Source organism: Pokkaliibacter sp. CJK22405 (genome assembly GCF_046614695.1).
Lineage (GTDB): Bacteria > Pseudomonadota > Gammaproteobacteria > Pseudomonadales > Balneatricaceae > Pokkaliibacter.
Genome location: NZ_JBKKHQ010000012.1, coordinates 215,802 through 233,707 on the forward strand (window position 1 = coordinate 215,802; position 17,906 = coordinate 233,707).

Sequence of the window (17,906 nt, forward strand, 5' to 3'; positions counted from 1 at the left end):
CGTATGGCAACTTCACGCTTGGGTCAGTACATGATCCGGCGTGCACTGGAACGCCAGATGAGAGAATTGCAAAAGGAAATGGCCACGCCTCAGGTGGAGCGTCGTGTCCCTCCTGAGAATTTGTACCAGCCTTATGGCATTACGGATGAAGAAAAGGCATCGGCTGAGGCCCGTGTTGAGGAGGCGTCCCAAATGACGACACCCCATCTGCTCCTGAGTGAGCTGGCCGACCGCTTTAACCCGGTCGCCGCCGCAGGGCTGGAAGTGATTTATCAGTTTGAACTCACCGACGGCGAGCCTGGCTATATTCAGGTACAGCACCAGAAACTGGTGATCAGTGGCGGGAGCCATCCTGAACCATCGGTGACGCTGATTATGGAAAGTGAGACCTTGCGTGGGCTCATGAATGGGGAAGTCGACGGCATGCAGGCCTTTATGGCCGGGCTGATCAAAGCCGACGGCGATATGCTGCTGGCGACCAAACTGACCCGTCTGTTCCCGCCGGGCTGATAGTCATCCGGACCCCTGAGGCTGATCTATACTGCGATCAGCTTCAGGAATGAAGCGCGCCGGAGCCATGATGCCCGGCGATTTTTGAACACTTTGCATGATGCAACCGACGGCCAGGCCGTCAGTCTCAGTCCACTAAGTCCCGATAACAACAATAACGGGGTCGAGCCATGGAGACGCGTATGCATCCACTGTCGGGAACGGCCGCATTGCTTGATGATGCCTCTGCCACGATTCCGCAGTTACTGGACGATGCCTGCAGGCGCTTTCGCAAGCGTCCGGCATTCACCTGTTTTGGTCACTCCCTGAGCTTTGGCGAATGGGACCGTGAAGCCAACGCCTTTGCTGCTTACCTGCAACACTGTACGGATCTCGAACCCGGAGACCGCATTGCCATTCAGCTACCCAACATGCTGCAGTACCCGGTGGTGTTGCTCGGTGCCATGCGTGCCGGGCTTATCGTGGTCAATACCAACCCGCTCTACACGCCGAAAGAAATGCGCTACCAGTTTCAGGACAGCGGTGTGCGGGCGCTGGTTATTCATCGCTGTATGGCCAGCAAGGCACAGGAAGTGCTGGAAGATACGGCGATTCAGTACGTCTTCACCACCGAAATTGGCGACTTGCACCCCTGGCCGAAGCGCTGGCTGATTAACACGACCATAAAGTACGTCAAACGCTTGCAGCCGCCTTATCAGATTGCGGGGGAAATCAGTTTGCCGGAAGTTCTGCTGCAAGGCCGCTCTCTCGTCTTTGAGCCGGTGCCTCTGCACGCCAAGGACACGGTGATGCTGCAGTACACCGGCGGTACCACAGGCATCGCTAAAGGAGCGATGCTGACCCACCGCAATCTGGTGGCGAACATGGCGCAGGTGCTGCACCGGATTGAGTGCCGACTGACCGATGAGTCCATGACCTTTGTGGCGCCACTGCCGCTCTATCATATTTATGCCTTTACTCTGCACTGCATGGCGCTTGGGGTTTGCGGTCATAACAACCTGCTGATCACCAATCCGCGCGATATTCCAGGCTTTATCAAGACGCTGGCCAAGCGGCCTTTTCAGGGCTTTATCGGGCTCAATACCCTCTTTGTCGCCCTCTATGATCACCCGGAGTTCAGGCATCTGGATTTCTCCCAATTGGTGCTGACTTCTTCCGGCGGCATGGCGCTGGCTCACAGCGTGGCGGAAAAGTGGGAGAGCATCACCGGCTGTCCGATTCTGGAAGGTTATGGCCTGACCGAAACCTCGCCGGTGGTGAGCTTTAATCCTCCTGAGGCGAATCAGCTGGGGACGATCGGCCTGCCCGTTGAGAGAACCGAATGCGTGCTGCTGGATTCCCGGGATCAGCCCGTCTCTGAAGGGATGCCGGGGGAGCTGTGTGTGCGTGGCCCGCAAGTGATGAAAGGCTACTGGCAGCGGCCGGAGGAAACGGCGCAGAGCTTTACCGTGGATGGTTTTTTCCGTACCGGTGATATCGCGATCCGCCAGCCTGATGGCTATTTGCGCATTATTGATCGTCGCAAGGACATGATTATTGTCTCCGGCTTTAACGTCTATCCGAATGAAATTGAAGATGTGGTCATGACCCATCCTGAGGTGCTGGAATGCGCGGCGATTGGCGTCAGTGACGATAAAACCGGCGAAGCCGTTCGGCTCTTTGTTGTGCGGCGCTCGACTGAGCTGAACGAGGAAGCCCTCAGGTTGTTCTGCAAGAGCCATCTCACTCCCTACAAACTGCCACGCCAGATCGTTTTTCGTGACGAGCTGCCCAAGTCCCCCGTGGGCAAGATTCTGCGTCGTGCTCTGCGTGATCCGGCGGGAACAGAAGAGACGCCCCGGCTCGACTGAAATTGCTATCCCTCGTTGCCAACACCTCTGGTTTGGCTGTCTGGCCATTTTCCCGGCTCAGACATTGTGCTTGGGCACATTGCTGACTAGGCTTTCCCTCCAGATTTTTCCTGCTTGTTCTTGCTGCTGCACAACTGGAGGTGCTTATGCCGCAAACTGCTCATCCGGATCTGAGTTTCTACAACAAGAAAGACCGCCCCTGGCTCGGTCGTCTCGACCAGTCTGCTATTGTCGGACATACCACGGCCACGACCTCGCGGTTGTGGATGCGGGTTAAGCGTGCTGGCCACTACACGCTTTGCGTTTTCAATCAGCCGGTTCGCTGTGATCACCCCGGTGTGCAGGTGGGGCGCCACTGGCTGGAGGCGCTGCATTGCCACAAGGAAACCGTAAACATTGCGGACGGCAGTCGCGACTTTACGCACACCTTTGAGCTGACGGATCTCAGCCCGGATACCCGCTATTACTACGGCATCTTCAGCGAGGATGAAAAACTGTGGATTCTCGGCCAGGATTCGACCCTAAGCTTTCTGACCCTGCCCGAAGAGCGGGCCGACCATCGCAGCGATATCACCTTTGGTTTTTACAGCTGCCATATGCCGTTCCATCCCAACAGTGCCTCCTCCGCCAATGCGAGCCTGTGGACACGTTTTGCCGAAGAGCTGAAATACGCCAATGCGCGCTGCGTACTGGGCGGTGGTGATCAGGTCTACGCGGATGGCGTGCCTTATCTCAGTATCTGGAACTGGCTGAAAAAGGTGCAGAAGTACAACCCGACGCAGGCGGACATGGTCTCCTGGTATCGGGATATTTACCGCGGCTACTGGCAGTTCCCGGATCTGCAAAAGGTGCACCGCAGTTTCCCGAATTACATGATCTGGGATGATCACGAGATCATGGATGGCTGGGGCTCCTACACGGATAAAGAGCTGTCACAGCAACTGGATACGCTACTGCGCTGGGAAGATGAGAAGCGTAACGTCAGGCTGGCCAAAACCATGTTCAAGGCCGCGACGCAGGTCTATGAGGAATACCAGCACAGCCATAATCCGGTGACGGCGGCCGGTGTCTGGGATTACACCTTCCAGCTGCCGGAGTCCGATACCTTCGTGATGGACATGCGCGGTTGTCGTGATTTCCAGAAAAAGAGTCACGCGATTCTTGGCAAGAAGCAGCATCAGCGCCTGAAAGACTGGGCTGAGAATCTGCAGGAAGCCAGTGAGCGGCCAGGCCCGATTTTTGTGGTTTCCACCGTGCCGCTGGTGCATTTGCGGGAAATGGTCAGCAACCTGCTCGATTGGGCCAGTATCTTTGGTGGTCGTGATGATGTGCGTGATCACTGGGCACACGAGTCCCATCAGGCAGAAATCGTCACGCTACTGGATGTGCTTTTTGGCGCGGCGAAGCGAACCCGGCGTCCGTTGGTGGTGTTAAGCGGTGATGTGCATATTGGCGGGATCTTCAGCCTGTTCTCGGATAAACCCGAGTTCAAGGATGTGACGGTCTATCAGGTGACTTCCAGCCCGGTGACCTATGCGGCCCTTGGCCCGGCGAAAATGGCCATGCTCGGCAAGGCGGTGGCACCGAAAGGCACCATTGGCTGCCGCCCCGGCGAAGTCATGCCAGAGGGGAAAAGCTGCGGCTATCGCTTTGTGAACCATCGCGTCTTTGTGCAGAACAATATTGCGCTGGTGCGCTATAGCACCGAGGGGCAGGGCATTCAGCAGCTGAGTGTCGAGCTGATCGGCGAGGATGTTGACCGTGCCATGAAGGAAAGTACGCGAGTGGATTTATTGAAGTTGTAAATGCTGTAACTTCGATCAGCCAGATTCTTAATCTGGCTGATCGGCTATTACTTTGTCTTCTAGTTCTTGCGCGTCAGAGTCTTGAATATTTGGCAATTTGACCCAGCCGCCGGGAGCGTAAAGAGTGATTGTGCAGTAACCACACCTTCTTCCCAAGAATGTTTGAACTCTTTCAACGTTTTCTATTTTATTTAGAGCAATCTTATCTTTGCGTCTGGTCAGAATACCGGTTGTAGCCGTTATGTGGTTTTCACTTCTTTCAATTTTTATAAAGAGTGGCTCAATAATAACGCCTATACTTTTTAAAATATAAAGGGCTGGTAATAGAGCAATACTCAATAAATAGTCAGAGTTAAAACTCTCAGTAAAATAATTAGCGACATATTTGAAAGTGATATAGGTCAGCACTAAGCCAATAAGCTCAGCCAGGATTGTAAGCAACTGCTCTAGGCAAGGTATCCAGCGATGTGGGGTGATTGTCTCGGTACTCATGTCCGGTTCCTTCCAATGGATTACTCCAGTGCATAATATGTCTTTCTAAATGTTGCTGTAATGTAATTTTTTATGTGTAATGTGCATCCTGTAGCCCATTTTGCAAGGATGCCTAAGTGTCATACGACCTCTCTGCTCCGGAAGCTGGCGCTTCCAGCGTTGCTCCACCTCCTGCGCCTGCCGGTTTTACCAGTACGCCTCGTCATCGTTTCCAGTTTATGGGGAATGGCTCCGAATACTTCGGTATCTGGATCGCTAACCTGCTGCTAAGCATTATCACCCTTGGTATTTACTCTGCCTGGGCCAAAGTGCGTAACAACCGCTATATCTACGGCAATACCGCACTGGGCGGGGATCGTTTTGAGTATCTGGCGACACCGATGCAGATTCTGATCGGGCGTATCATCGCCGTGATTGCCCTGGCGCTCTACAGCTACTTAGCCAATATCAGCATCTATGCTCCTCTGGTGATGTTGTTTTTGGTCAGTTCAATCGTGCCTGTCCTGGTGGTCAGAAACCTGCGTTTTGATGCGCGGATGACGCGTTTCCGGCATGTCTGTTTTGATTTTCAGGGAAGCTATGTCGGTGCTTTCAGGGTGGTCTACCTGAATAACATCATCGCGGGTCTGATGATTGCCATTCCCTACTTTACCTTTTCAGTTCTGTTTAGTTTCCTGATCAACGACAGTGCAGGATCACTCATCGGAGTGTTGGCGGGTATCGCAGGGGCAATATGTGCTTATGGCTGGACCCGTAAGCGTTTTCACCATTATCTGATCAATGGTTATCGCTACGGTGATAAAGCCTTTAAAGGTGAGGTGAAAGAAAAACAATTTATCAAAATCGGTCTCTATAGCAGTTTATTGACGGCAGCTTTACTGGCGGTTTCTGTGGCAATCCTGTTTCTTGCAGCATCGGCCATTTTGGGTGATTTCTCGGCGTTATGGTCATTGGATGCTGATGGATGGACGTATATCTATATGCTCCTGCTCGTCCCTTGCTACATCCTCTATATGCTGATTTTTGTGGTGATGAAGTCCTACATGCATGTCATGACAAGAAACTATGTCATGAGCCAGATGACCGTCGATAACCTGTCGCTGGAGTCCCAGATTCCGGTGGGTAAGTACATTGCCACCGTCGGCATGAACCTGCTGATAATGATTTTTACCTGTGGCCTTGCCTATCCCATCGCGCAGGTGCGTCTGCTGAAACTCAGCCTTGGTAATACGCTGGTGAATGGGGATCTGGACAATCTGGTGGTGCGCGGTGCCGCGGATCATGAAGGCGCTGCCATCGCCGATGAAATGAGTAATGCCTTTAACATCGACCTGGGCGTGATCTGATGACCTGCTTTGAAGGCTATGTGACGGAGCCGGGAGTCTCGACCCGGCATCCGGCCGCGCTGCATTGTGATGAGGGAGGTCTGCGGCTGGAAAGTGAGCCGGTGGCGCTGGACTTTCCCTGGCGGGATGCTGTGCTGGCCCAACCACTGGGCCAGCTGCCGCGGGCGATGACGCTGCCGAATGGCTGGGTGTTTTTGCCAAGGGATGCCATCGCCTTTAACGCCATGCTGCATGATCGTGAAGGTGCTTCATGGATTGATCGGCTGGAGTCCAGCTGGAAGTGGATTCTGCTGGCCCTGGTGTTAACGCTGTTTTCCGGAGTGGGGATCTACCGTTACGGCATACCGGCGTTGGCCTCCGTCGTCGCGCCGATGATTCCTGATGCCGTGGTCGAGCAGGTCGGTCAGAGCCATCTGGCGATTCTCGACAAGGCCGGGATTGTGCAACCCACCACGTTGCCGCAAGCCGATCAGGACCGCCTACAGGCCGATTTCACCCGACAGCTGCAAACGCTGGAGCGTGAAGGCAAGCACTTTTCCCTGCCGCCACAGTTGGTGTTTCGCCATCTAAAGGATGGGCCAAATGCGTTTGCTCTGCCGGGTAACACGCTGGTGATGACCGATGAGCTGGTGGCCTTACTGAAAAAGGATGATCAGGTAATGGCCGTGCTGCTGCACGAGCTGGGTCATGCTTATCATCAACATGTGATGAAACAGCTGGTGCAAAGCACGGTGATGTCGGTGGCCTTTGCCATGCTGGTCGGTGATGCCAGCGGTATTGGTGACACGCTGAGCGGTGGCGCGCTCTTTATCATGAGTATGGGTTACTCACGCGATGCCGAACGTGAAGCTGACGCCTTTGCTGCCCAGGCTCTGCGGGATGAAGGTGTGGGCGTTGAGCCCATGATTCAGGCCTTTATCGCACTGGAGAATTACATGGCCAAAGAGCATCCGGAATTGAGCGATACCCCCGACTGGATCAGCAGCCATCCGGCAATGAAGGCCCGAATTGAGCAGCTTAGGCAAGCGGATGCTGTGACTCCCTGAAGTTCATAACAAAGCCAACCTGTGGTGGTACACACCGGTTGGCTTTTCTTAAGCTTTCCCCGCCCAAGTGCTTCATCGAGCGTTAATAAGTCACAGGCAGAAGGGGCGCCAGTTCTTTCTCCGAACCTATCCGCCAGCCCGAAGTTTCGCTGTTGATGACCCCTAAAAAAGGCTCTATTCGCACGGCCGTAAAATGCTCTGCGTCTTGCTGGCTTCGTTATCCTCGACCCGCTTGCGCCTTTCTTCTGAGTTCCCGGAACCGTCGGTTGTAGTCAAACAGGGCCGCCATCGCGCGGGAGCGATACATCCCCAACGCCAGCAGTGGCAAGAGCACACCTGTCATTTCAAAAAATGGCTGACCGGCGTAGGCACCTTCTGGTATCAGCAGGGTGAATAGGAGCGACAGCACCAGCAAGCCCGAGCTCAGGGTGATCAGCAAAGGCAAAGCCCAGGGCTTGGCAAAGCGTATAGCGAAGGAGCTTGTCATGGTGAGGACGAAGAATATCACCCACAGGACTGTCATCAGTGGTTTTAGCGCAGTCCATGTCTGATGCTCCAGTACCAGCCAGCTGATCGGCGCTTGCATGCCTATGGCGATGCTCATGATGACAGGAGTAAAGGCGGCAAAGAGTCGATGGGGTGCTCGCCAGGGTAGCTCCTCAGGCGAAGGTTTTGGCCCGGACCGTCGATGACGTTTATGCGTAGGCGGTGGGCTGGGCTGCTGCCGATTCGATGCACTCACGAGTTGAGATTCCTGTCCTGATAAGCCCGTGCTGTTTTATGCCAGAAATTACCGGCCTGTGATTATGCCTGCTTCTTGCAACCAGCGCCTTGAATTCCCTGAGATTATCCGTGGCATCTGAGAATGCTGAGGATTTTCGTCACTCAGCCTGAGAGCTTTTGTCATTGCCCGATGACCCTTGAGAGCTACACTCCAAGAAGCTTTTTCAGGAATCCTGAGCGCTCGGGTTGGGTGGATTTACTTTACGTTGAGTTGAGTTCCCAACCGCTCAGGAGCCGCTTCCCCATCACAACAATAAGAGGGGCGCCATGAAGATACTTGTCGCGGTAAAGCGCGTGGTTGATTACAACGTCAAGGTGCGCGTGAAGTCAGATCAGTCCGGTGTGGATCTCGCCAACGTCAAAATGGCGATGAATCCCTTCTGTGAAATCGCGGTGGAAGAGGCCGTGCGCCTCAAGGAAGCGGGCAAAGCCTCCGACATTCTCGTCGTCTGTATCGGGCCTGCTGCTGCGCAGGAGCAGCTCAGAACGGCACTCGCCTTGGGCGCTGATCGCGCCATGCTGATCGAGGCGGAAACCGGCATGGATTCGCTGAATGTCGCCCGGCTGCTGGCGGCGGTGGCGGAGCGCGAATCGCCCGATTTGCTCATCCTCGGTAAACAAGCCATTGATTCCGACAATAATCAGACCGGACAAATGCTGGCAGCCTTGCTGGGGCGCCCTCAGGGCACCTTCGCCTCTGCCATTGAAGTGCAGGAAGGCAGCATTGAGGTCACCCGTGAAGTCGACGGTGGTCTGAGCACGCAACGGCTGACCTTGCCCGCGGTGGTCACCACGGACTTGCGCCTTAACGAGCCGCGTTATGCCTCCCTTCCCAACATCATGAAAGCCAAGCGCAAGCCGCTGGAAACCCTGAGCCCTGACGATCTGGGCGTGACTCTCAAAGCCCATAGTCAATTGCTCAGGGTGGAAACGCCTGCACCTCGCCAGGGCGGGATCAAAGTCGGTTCTGTGGATGAGTTGCTGGATAAATTGCGCAATGAAGCCAAGGTGCTGGGAGGTGAGTCATGAGTATTCTGGTGATTGCCGAACATGATCAACAGCGTCTGAGTGCTGCGACCCGTTCAACCCTTGCCGCCGCCAGTCTGCTCCCGGGTGATATTAGCGTGTTGGTGGCCGGGCAGCATTGTCAGGCAGTGGCGGAGCAGGCAGCGCAGGTGCCGGGGGTGAAAAGCGTGCGGCTTGCCCAGGCAGACCATTATGCGGATTTGCTGGTGGAAGAGCTGGCGGTCCTGGTGAAACGTGAAGCCGAAGGATGCGATTACCTGCTGGCCGGCGCCACTACCTTCGGTAAAAACCTGCTGCCGCGCGTGGCTGCGCTGTTGGGGGTAGGCCAGCTGTCGGATGTGATCGCCATTGAGAGCGCCGATACCTTCAAGCGGCCGATCTACGCCGGTAATGCCATTGCCACAGTACAAAGTCTGGATGCCATTAAAGTGCTGAGTATTCGCGCGACGGCCTTTGATGCCAGCAAGGAAAGCCAGACGGCAGCCCCGATTGACAACATCGGGGCGACTGCTGCGCTGGGTATTTCCAGTCACGTTTCAGCCTCTAAAGTCGAGTCCGCGCGACCTGAACTGACCAGCGCCGAGGTGGTGGTGTCCGGCGGCCGTGGGCTGGGCTCAAAGGAAAACTTCCAGATGATTGAAGCGCTGGCAGATCAGCTTGGCGGCGCCGTGGGTGCGTCCCGGGCGGCGGTGGATGCAGGCTTTGCCCCGAATGATGTGCAGGTCGGGCAAACCGGCAAGATCGTTGCGCCAGCGCTCTATATCGCGGTGGGGATTTCCGGTGCGATTCAACATCTGGCCGGGATGAAGGGCTCCAAGGTCATTGTCGCCATCAACAAAGACCCGGATGCGCCGATCTTTCAGGTCGCTGATTATGGTCTGGTGGCGGATCTGTTTGAGGCCTTGCCCGATATTCAGTCCAAGCTCTGATGCCTGTCGATTCGCAACCTAGGGAGGGCAGGTGATGCCTGGCACCGAACATCTGAATTTTCAGGGACAGCACCTTCGCTGTGAGTTGATCCCGGACCCGAACGCAGCGGACAGGGTTGTCGCCCACGTCTGCTTTGATGCACAGAAGGGGCGGGTGAATACCTTAAATCAGGCCACCCTCAGCGAGCTTTCACAGGTGCTTGACCGCTTGGAGAGCGCTGAGCCATGTCAGGGTGTGCTTTTTAGCAGTGCCAAGGCGGCCTTTATTGTCGGCGCCGATATTACCGAGTTCGGGGCACTGTTTGCGGTGGATGAAGCGCAGATTGCCGAGGCCATCAGCAGCATGGCGAACCTGTTTAACCGCATCGAGGATTTGCCGATGCCGACGGTGGCTCTGGTCAACGGCCTGGCACTTGGCGGTGGCTTTGAGCTGTGTCTTGCCTGTGATTTTCGTCTGCTGGAGCACAGTTCCCGGGTGGGTTTGCCGGAAGTGAAGCTCGGTATTTTTCCCGGTTGGGGCGGCACCGTACGGCTGCCGCGACTGATCGGCGCCGATAATGCGCTGGAGTGGATTTGTCAGGGCAATGAACACACTGCCGAGGAGGCGCTGCAGGCGGGTGCTGCCGATGGCATCATCGATGGGCAGGGTCGTGAAAATGCGCTACTGGAGGCGGGTCTTGGGTTGCTCGCAAACGTTGCCGCAGCGCCTGATTCCTTCACCATAAGCCAGCGGCGAGGGCAAAAGCAGACGCCGCTGAATCTGTCTGAAATCGAAAAAATGATGGTGTTTGAAAGTGCCAAAGGGCTGATTCTTGGTCAGACGCGCGGGCATTATCCGGCGCCGCTGGAAGCGCTGGCGACACTCCAGAAAGCCGCGCGTCACAGTCGCGAGCAGGCGCTTGCCATCGAAGCCAGGTGCTTTGCCAAACTGGCGACAACGCCCCAGGCTGCGGCGCTCACCGGGCTCTTTCTGAAGGATCAGACCCTCAAGCGCCTGTATAAATCACTGGAAGCCGAGGTGTCACCAGTTCGCTGCGCGGCGGTGCTGGGTGCTGGAATTATGGGAGCGGGGATCGCTAGCCAGAGTGCTGCCAAAGGTGTGCCTGTGTATCTCAAGGACATTTCTCAGGAAGCGCTGGCACGCGGGATGCAAAACGCGGCGGCGCCCCTGCATGGCCGGGTTGGCAAAGGCCGCTGGACCACCGAACAGTTGGCAGCGGGGCTCGCGCGGCTGCAACCTGCGTTGAGTTACGGCGAGTTTGCTCAGGTCGATCTGGCGGTGGAAGCCGTGGTCGAGCAGCCGGAAGCCAAGGTTGCGGTTTTGAAAGAAGCCGAAGCCGCCCTGGGCGAAGACGCCATCCTCACCAGTAATACCTCCACGATCGCTATTAGCTTGCTGGCACAGGGGCTGGCGCGCCCGCAGAACTTTTGCGGTATGCACTTTTTTAATCCGGTGCATCGCATGCCGCTGGTTGAAGTCATTCGTGGCGAACAAAGCAGCGATGCCGCCCTCGCAACAACCCTCGGCTATGCGCGTTCTCTGGGGAAAACGCCGATTCTGGTCAATGACTGCCCGGGCTTTCTGGTGAACCGCATTCTCTTTCCCTATCTCGCGGGCTTTATGCGCCTACTGCAGGACGGCGCTGATTTCGCCGAGGTCGATAAAGTGATGGAGAAAATGGGCTGGCCGATGGGGCCTGCCTATCTTCTCGATGTCGTGGGTCTGGATACGGCCTGTCATGGCGCGCGGGTGATGGCTGCGGGGTATCCCGACCGTATGGCGACGCTGTCGGACAGCGCGCACAAAACGGCGCTCACGGTGCTGTTCGAGGCCGGGCGCCTGGGCCAGAAAAACGGGCAGGGGTTTTATCAGTACGTCCCCGACAAGCGAGGCAAGCCACAGAAAAAAGCCGATGCCGTCGTGCCTGAACTACTGGCGGGCGTCACCGGACACCTCAACAGTTTTACCCCGGAAGAGATTATTGACCGGCTGATGATTCCGCTTTGCATTGAGGCGGTGCGCTGTCTGGAGGACAAGGTCGTCAGCCATCCGGCCGAAGTGGATATGGGGCTGATCTATGGTCTCGGCTTTCCACCTTTCCTCGGCGGGGCGCTGAGTTATATGGATCAAATTGGGTTGGCGGTGTTCTGTGCCCGGGCGGACCAGCTGGCTGAACTGGGTGCGCTTTACCAGCCCACCGCCAGCCTGCGCGCCATGGCCGCCAGTGATCAGCGCTTTTATCCCCAGCCTTCAGTCACCGGAGGTGCCGCATGAAGCTGCAGCCCAGAGATGCCGTGATTATTGATGCTGCGCGAAGCGCAATGGGCCGCTCGAAAGGTGGCGGTTTTCGTTATGTGCGTGCCGACACCCTGTCAGGGCAACTGGTCGCCGGGTTACTGGCTCGCTATCCCGATCTGCCGTTGGCTGAGATCGATGATGTGATCTGGGGCTGCGTCAATCAGACGCTGGAGCAGGGCTTCAATATTGGTCGTGCTGTCGGTTTGCTGGCGGGGCTGCCTGCCACGGTGCCGGCTCAAACCGTTAACCGTTTGTGTGGGTCCTCGATGGCGGCGTTACACAGTGCCGCGCAGAGTATTCTCTGCCAACAGGGTGATTGCTATGTGATTGGCGGTGTTGAACACATGGGCCATGTGCCGATGAATCACGGCGTTGATATTAATCCACAGATGAGTAAACACGCGGCCAAAGCCGCGATGATGATGGGCGCTACCGCCGAGATGCTGGCGAAGATGCACGGTATTAGCCGTGAAGAACAGGATGCCTTTGCTGCACGCTCTCATGCCCGGGCGCTGGAAGCGACACGCTCCGGGGCATTTCGCCGCGAGATCCTGCCTCTGCAAGGCCATGATGCCCAGGGCAATCTGTGTCTGATGAGTGAGGATGAAGTCATTCGTGAAGGCGTCAGTGTGGAGTCATTATCCGCCCTGCCACCTGCCTTTCTGCCCAAGGTGGGTTCAGTGACTGCGGGCAATGCCTCGGCACTGGCAGATGGTGCATCGGTGATGCTGGTCATGTCGGCTGAACGTGCCGCCAGCCTTGGCTTAACGCCGCGTGCGGTAGTGAGATCCATGGCCGTGGCCGGGTGTGATCCCTCCATCATGGGCTACGGGCCGGTGCCTGCCAGTAAAAAGGCACTGAAACGATTGGGGCTGAGTACGGCGGATATGGGCGCGGTCGAGCTGAATGAAGCCTTTGCGGCTCAGGCATTACCGGTGCTGAAAGACCTCAAGCTGCGTGAACAGATGGAAGACAAGGTCAATGTATACGGTGGTGCCATCGCCCTGGGGCATCCGCTCGGTTGCTCCGGTGCTCGTATCTGCACCACCTTGCTGAATGTGATGGAGCAAAAAGAGTGTCAGTTCGGTCTGGCCACCATGTGCATTGGCATGGGGCAGGGGATTGCGACCGTACTCGAACGGTGTTGATTTCTGCCGCCCGATAAATGATCTTTTTAGATCGTTTGGTTTAAAACGTGGAATGGAACTTGCGTCCTTCCACGTGGTTTTTCCCCATTCCCCTTCCAAGGCAGGAGACCCCTATGCCCTTGCTGCGCCCTCTGACCTCTGCTGACTCTTCATCCGTCTTCTCCCGCAACGCTTCACGCTGGCAACATCTTGGCCGACAACTCGCCCTCGGTGTGGGCTTGTGCGCTGGTCTGGCCATCGCTGCACCGGGCTTTGCTGATGAGGCTATGGCGCCGAAGGCTGCGCAGTACACCACGCAGGATCTTAACGAGCAGCTGGTGCTGGCGACCTTGTGGATGCAGGCCTCGGGTGAGTTTCGTGCCTTGTCCTATCAGGCGTTCAATCTGGCGCAGCTTCGCTATGACATGTACAGCGCTGCACATACGGGCAATCGCAAGCTGGCGGTCGTCGTCGATGCCGATGAAACCGTCATTGATAACTCGGCCTTTGAAGCCTGGCTGGTTGGCAAGGATTTTGGCTATTCCAGTAAAACCTGGGAGCGCTGGATGGCGGCCGCCGACGCCAAAGCCATGCCGGGTGCGGTGGATTTTCTCAACTACGTGAAGTCCCGCGGCGGCGAAGTCTTCTACGTGACCAACCGTAAGGAAGTCGGGCGCGAAGGCACCCTTAAAAACCTTAAAGCGCTGGGGTTTCCCTATGTGGATGATGCCCACCTGATGCTGCGCACAGACACCAGCAACAAGTCTCCGCGCCGGGAAATGATTGCTCAGAATTACGATATTGCCCTGCTGATGGGCGATAACCTCAATGATTTCAGTAGCGCCTTTGATGTGAAAACACTGGCCGAGAGCAAAGCGGCGGTGGATGCGCACAAGAAGGACTTCGGGTCGCGCTTTATCATGCTGCCGAACCCAACGTACGGTGACTGGGAAGGCAAGGTCTACGGCGGTAACTGGGGCGCCAGCGCGGCGGAAAAAGATGCGATGCGTAAATCCCATCTGGATGTCTGGGAAGCCAAGCCCTGAGGTTAACCCCACGGCTGTTCATTTTGGTCTGAGCGCTTAAACGAAAAACGCCTGAGGTCATCTGCTGGTAAGCGGTGACATTCAGGCGTTTTTTTGAGTGTTTCTTACTCTGGTTTTTGCCGGGGCTTTAGCGCATTACAGCAGGTTCAGGTGATCAATATCCTGATCCAGCATGGCTTCAAAAGCCAGCTCACTCATCGGCTTTCCGTAATAGAAACCCTGGGCTTTGGGGCAGCCCATGGTGGCCAGCTTGATCGCCTGAGCTTCGGTTTCAACGCCCTCGGCGACGATATCCATATCCAGACTGCGCGCCATGGAAATGATCGCCCGCACCAGTGCTTTGCTCTCGCGTGAGGTCAGCAGTTCATGGATAAAGGACTTGTCGATCTTCAGGGTGTCGATGGGGAATTTGGCCAGATAACCCAGGGAAGAATAGCCGGTACCAAAGTCATCGATGGCGATACTGGCACCCTGCATTTTCAGCTCACGCAGAATCGCCAGCACTGAGCTTTTGTCCCCCAGCAGCACGCCTTCGGTGATCTCAAGTTCCAGCCAGCTGGCCTTGCAGTGGGTCTGCGCCAGAACATCGCGCACCATGGCGGCAAGGTTTTGCTCGGTAAACTGTTTGCCGGAGAGATTCACGGCGATCTGTAGTGGCTTTCTGCGTTCTTCATTCCAGCGCGCCGTGGCTTTGGCGGCCTTCATCAACACATCTTTACCCAAGGCGCTGATCAGCCCGCACTCTTCCGCCAGCGGAATAAAACGCTCCGGTGTCAACAGTCCGCGCGTGGGATGACGCCAGCGCACCAGCGCTTCAGCACCGGTAATTCGGCCGGAATGCAGGTCAATCTTGGGTTGGTACATGACTTCCAGCTGGTTCTGACGAATGGCCTGACGCAGGTCGTTTTCCAGCGTCAGCCGCTCTTTGGCCAGCAGGGTGATATCGCGGGAGTAGCAATGTACTGCCTTGCGGCCATTGGCCTTGGCCATGTGCAGGGCCGAGTCGGCATAGCGCACCATGTCGCGGCTTTCTAAGCCATCTTCCGGGAAGAGGCAGATGCCGATGCTGACGCCAATCGCCACTTCCTGAGTTTCCAGATAAACCGGATGGCTGATGGCATCCATGATCCACTGCGCCTGAGCCAGCAATTTCTCGCGGGATTCCACTTTCGGGAACAGGATGCCGAACTCATCACCGCCCAGACGACCAATCTTGGTGGAAGGGTCGACCAGGTTGGAGAGGCGGTTGGCCACGGTTTTCAGCAACATGTCGCCGACCGGATGACCGAGGCTGTCATTGATATGTTTGAAGTGATCCAGATCCAGCACCATCAGCCCGACCTGATCCGAGGCATGAGCGGCTTTGCCCAGCACCTGATCAATAATCTGGGTAAAGGCGGTGCGGTTAGGCAGGTTGGTGAGACTGTCGTAAGCCGCTAAACGCTGCACGCGCTCCTGATACTGGTTCAACTCGGTGGTATCGCGACCGACCATCAGGATGCTGCTGAGTTTGCCTTCGCGGTCGAACTCAGGCGTCAGGCGCAGGGCCAGATTAATCAGCTCGCCCTGTGCGCAAAGGGTCTGAATATCAAACTCCAGCGTGGTTTCGCTGGCCATGACTTCTTCCAGCATCTGCTGCAGGCGGGACTCGCGGGGGGCCAACGCATTAGCGTGACGCGAGTGCATGGTTTCGCGAATATCGGCGGCCTGCATGCCCAGAAGTTCGGCTTCTTCTATACCGGTGATCAGTGAGGTCGCCGGGTTGGCGTAGGTAATGCGGTAGTCCGTATTGAAGCGGCAAATAAGATCCGGTGAGTTTTCCACCAGCGTGCGGAAGCTTTGTTCGCTGGCGTGCAGACGATCCTCGGCCTGACGGCGTTCGCTGTAATCACGGCCGATCACCAGCACACTGGTGAGTTGCTGGTAGCGGTCACGCTCAGGCACCGCACGCAGTTCATAGACGCGGTAGCCACCTTCCTTATCGACACGCAAATCCATCGTGCCGGGATGGCCGGTGTTGATCACCCGTTGCACCATGGCCTGAATACGCGACCCGGTTTCGCCCAGCGAGGAGACTTCCGAGGGTGTTTTGCCCAGGCTCTGAGTTTCATTCAGGCCCGTCGCCTCAAGGAAGGTGCGGTTCACATAGATGCGGCGACAGTCGGTGTCATAGCGGATGATCACATCCGGGGAGTTATCCGACAGGGTCCGCAGGGTTTGTTCCTGATGGTGGCGCTCATCTTCTTCGGCCTTACGCTGGCTGATGTCGCGCATCACCAGTGCGACGGAGCCCAGTTCACCGTCTTCTCGCAGAATCGGGATCAGTTCAAATTCGTAGTAAGTCAGCCCGCTATCACCTTCCAGCGCATCTTCAAAACGCAGGGTTTCTCCACGCTCCACACAGCGGTGCTCGTAAATGAGCCAGGAGTCGCGAAAGCCCAGACCAATCAGGTCACGCATCAGCTTGCCGGCCTGACGGTCAGCATCCAGGTTGAGAATGCGGCTGGCCGCAGCGTTCAGCCAATGCAGGGCAAGGCGACGACGGCCGTTCAGTTCATTCACATCCAGAAGGACGACGGCATCACGCATCTGTTCAAACAGATGGCGATAGTGGCGGTCCCGCTCCCACATAATCGAGCGCGCCCGCAGTGAGTGCATGGCCTTTTCCTGACGCACACGCTCGGTGATATCCAGACAGTGGTTGGCGATGTACTCCACGCCCTGAAACCTGAAGAGAAAGAGTGCAATCTCAATAGGAGTGCTGCTGCCATCGGGCCATTGATGAGTCATGCGAAAACGGACTTTGGCATCCCGGCGCAGGCGCACGAGTGCATCGTCCAGCGCTTGCTGGCCGAAGTTCTCCTGCCATTTGCGCAGAAACCAGTCACCGCTCATCTCCTCAGAGTTGAGGCGGAAAAACTCCTGTGCTGCGCGGTTAACAAACACCACCCGGTAATCGTCCGAGGGCTGGGTGACGAGCAGGGTTGAACTGCCTTCTGATTGAAGAAGACTCAACAACAGCGCGCCGTGGTGTGACAGGGCGTCCTGTTCATCGCTCGAAATTGTGAGATCGCGGTGCCCGAAATCCATCGCAGAACCCATCCTGATGAAAAACATAAGTCAAAAAAGCTGTGCTTCTAATAGTAGAAAAGCGTTCTACAAAGTTTCGTGAAAAACGTTCACTTGTCGGCTTGCGACGACTAATCGCCGCATTAGGTGAGGTTTGAGCGGCGCTGAACATGAATAAGTAGAAATTGCGCATGTACGCCTGATGGTGGTGCAATAGCTCTCAAGAACGTTTGAGCAGAACCAAGAAAGGGCATGGGATGGGGCGACGTTGGAGCCATCGCCAAGGCTGGGAACATAAGCCTTTGTTTTTACTGGCTTTGATGCCCAAGGGCACTTTAGGCAAAGGCTTTGCATTGCTTGGATCAGTGGCTGTTAGCCCATCAATTCCGGATGAGCAGGGTTTTTTAACTTCTGAGACGGCCGTGAAGGCAACAGGGTGTTGCATCAATAAGGACAATTTAAGTAGAACTGCTCCGGCTATCGGGGCACCCAGTCAGGGAGCTGTTGCGTTGCAGCAGGCGTATATCCTGTCGAATGGCGGGGTCTTTATCCCCTGAGTGATTGATCAACTATTGTGC

At 56.2% G+C, this 17,906-nt stretch carries 13 protein-coding genes; 10 read left to right on the plus strand and 3 right to left on the minus strand.

What is annotated here, in order from left to right; genetic code table 11:
* The first annotated feature begins 3 nt into the window (after positions 1-3).
* The 3 genes from ACKC9G_RS08235 (at position 4) to ACKC9G_RS08245 (ending at position 4,165) form a co-directional block, all read left to right on the plus strand.
* Positions 4-510, plus strand: coding sequence for an SCP2 sterol-binding domain-containing protein (locus ACKC9G_RS08235; protein ID WP_411404463.1), 507 nt, complete (start codon positions 4-6; stop codon positions 508-510).
* 182 nt (positions 511-692) lie between these two features.
* Entirely contained in the window at positions 693-2,360 is a 1,668-nt protein-coding gene (locus tag ACKC9G_RS08240; RefSeq protein WP_411404464.1) for an AMP-binding protein, read from the plus strand.
* A 146-nt stretch (positions 2,361-2,506) separates the two neighbouring features.
* Complete coding sequence (locus ACKC9G_RS08245; protein WP_411404465.1) at positions 2,507-4,165, plus strand: alkaline phosphatase D family protein; 1,659 nt, start codon at positions 2,507-2,509, stop codon at positions 4,163-4,165.
* A gap of 27 nt (positions 4,166-4,192) precedes the next feature.
* On the opposite strand, the gene ACKC9G_RS08250 is transcribed toward ACKC9G_RS08245, so the two are convergent.
* The gene (locus ACKC9G_RS08250; protein ID WP_411404466.1) at positions 4,193-4,657 is read right to left on the minus strand and encodes a PH domain-containing protein; all 465 of its coding nucleotides are present in this window, start codon (positions 4,655-4,657) and stop codon (positions 4,193-4,195) included.
* Positions 4,658-4,773: 116 nt separating this feature from the next.
* Between ACKC9G_RS08250 and ACKC9G_RS08255 the strand changes: the two genes are divergently transcribed.
* Together ACKC9G_RS08255 and ACKC9G_RS08260 are read left to right on the plus strand one after the other, a co-directional pair.
* Positions 4,774-6,003 carry a YjgN family protein gene (locus ACKC9G_RS08255; RefSeq protein WP_411404467.1) on the plus strand — a complete coding sequence of 410 codons (1,230 nt, stop codon included), beginning with the start codon at positions 4,774-4,776 and terminating at the stop codon, positions 6,001-6,003.
* The gene (locus tag ACKC9G_RS08260) at positions 6,003-7,049 is read left to right on the plus strand and encodes a M48 family metallopeptidase (RefSeq protein ID WP_411404468.1); all 1,047 of its coding nucleotides are present in this window, start codon (positions 6,003-6,005) and stop codon (positions 7,047-7,049) included. Before ACKC9G_RS08255 ends, ACKC9G_RS08260 begins: the two co-directional genes overlap by 1 nt.
* Positions 7,050-7,266: 217 nt before the next feature.
* Here the strand turns inward: ACKC9G_RS08260 and ACKC9G_RS08265 are convergent, their stop codons facing one another.
* A complete protein-coding gene (locus ACKC9G_RS08265) occupies positions 7,267-7,791 on the minus strand; it encodes a hypothetical protein (RefSeq protein ID WP_411404469.1) in 525 nt (174 codons plus the stop codon).
* A gap of 308 nt (positions 7,792-8,099) precedes the next feature.
* On the opposite strand from ACKC9G_RS08265, the gene ACKC9G_RS08270 reads away from it, so the two are divergent.
* The 5 genes from ACKC9G_RS08270 to ACKC9G_RS08290 all read left to right on the plus strand — a co-directional run bounded on the left by ACKC9G_RS08270 (position 8,100) and on the right by ACKC9G_RS08290 (position 14,259).
* Positions 8,100-8,861 (plus strand): electron transfer flavoprotein subunit beta/FixA family protein, encoded by a 762-nt coding sequence (locus ACKC9G_RS08270; protein WP_411404470.1) that lies wholly within the window; start codon positions 8,100-8,102, stop codon positions 8,859-8,861.
* Positions 8,858-9,787, plus strand: coding sequence for an electron transfer flavoprotein subunit alpha/FixB family protein (locus tag ACKC9G_RS08275; RefSeq protein ID WP_411404471.1), 930 nt, complete (start codon positions 8,858-8,860; stop codon positions 9,785-9,787). The genes ACKC9G_RS08270 and ACKC9G_RS08275 overlap by 4 nt, the downstream gene beginning before the upstream one ends.
* Before the next feature lie 34 nt (positions 9,788-9,821).
* A complete protein-coding gene (gene fadB, locus ACKC9G_RS08280; protein WP_411404472.1) occupies positions 9,822-12,062 on the plus strand; it encodes a fatty acid oxidation complex subunit alpha FadB in 2,241 nt (746 codons plus the stop codon).
* Entirely contained in the window at positions 12,059-13,234 is a 1,176-nt protein-coding gene (gene fadA, locus ACKC9G_RS08285) for an acetyl-CoA C-acyltransferase FadA (protein ID WP_411404473.1), read from the plus strand. Before fadB ends, fadA begins: the two co-directional genes overlap by 4 nt.
* A gap of 113 nt (positions 13,235-13,347) precedes the next feature.
* Complete coding sequence (locus tag ACKC9G_RS08290) at positions 13,348-14,259, plus strand: 5'-nucleotidase, lipoprotein e(P4) family (protein ID WP_411404474.1); 912 nt, start codon at positions 13,348-13,350, stop codon at positions 14,257-14,259.
* Positions 14,260-14,394: 135 nt separating this feature from the next.
* Here ACKC9G_RS08290 and ACKC9G_RS08295 read toward each other — a convergent pair whose 3' ends face one another.
* Positions 14,395-17,349, minus strand: coding sequence for an EAL domain-containing protein (locus tag ACKC9G_RS08295; protein WP_411404475.1), 2,955 nt, complete (start codon positions 17,347-17,349; stop codon positions 14,395-14,397).
* Between the last annotated feature and the right edge of the window lie 557 nt (positions 17,350-17,906).

Coding starts and splice junctions, on each gene's coding strand:
- ACKC9G_RS08235 (WP_411404463.1), top strand. CDS start 4: ATGGCAACTTCACGCTTGGGTCAGTACATGATCCGGCGTGCACTGGAA.
- ACKC9G_RS08240 (WP_411404464.1), top strand. CDS start 693: ATGCATCCACTGTCGGGAACGGCCGCATTGCTTGATGATGCCTCTGCC.
- ACKC9G_RS08245 (WP_411404465.1), top strand. CDS start 2,507: ATGCCGCAAACTGCTCATCCGGATCTGAGTTTCTACAACAAGAAAGAC.
- ACKC9G_RS08250 (WP_411404466.1), bottom strand. CDS start 4,657: ATGAGTACCGAGACAATCACCCCACATCGCTGGATACCTTGCCTAGAG.
- ACKC9G_RS08260 (WP_411404468.1), top strand. CDS start 6,003: ATGACCTGCTTTGAAGGCTATGTGACGGAGCCGGGAGTCTCGACCCGG.
- ACKC9G_RS08270 (WP_411404470.1), top strand. CDS start 8,100: ATGAAGATACTTGTCGCGGTAAAGCGCGTGGTTGATTACAACGTCAAG.
- ACKC9G_RS08275 (WP_411404471.1), top strand. CDS start 8,858: ATGAGTATTCTGGTGATTGCCGAACATGATCAACAGCGTCTGAGTGCT.
- fadB (WP_411404472.1), top strand. CDS start 9,822: ATGCCTGGCACCGAACATCTGAATTTTCAGGGACAGCACCTTCGCTGT.
- fadA (WP_411404473.1), top strand. CDS start 12,059: ATGAAGCTGCAGCCCAGAGATGCCGTGATTATTGATGCTGCGCGAAGC.
- ACKC9G_RS08290 (WP_411404474.1), top strand. CDS start 13,348: ATGCCCTTGCTGCGCCCTCTGACCTCTGCTGACTCTTCATCCGTCTTC.
- ACKC9G_RS08295 (WP_411404475.1), bottom strand. CDS start 17,349: ATGGATTTCGGGCACCGCGATCTCACAATTTCGAGCGATGAACAGGAC.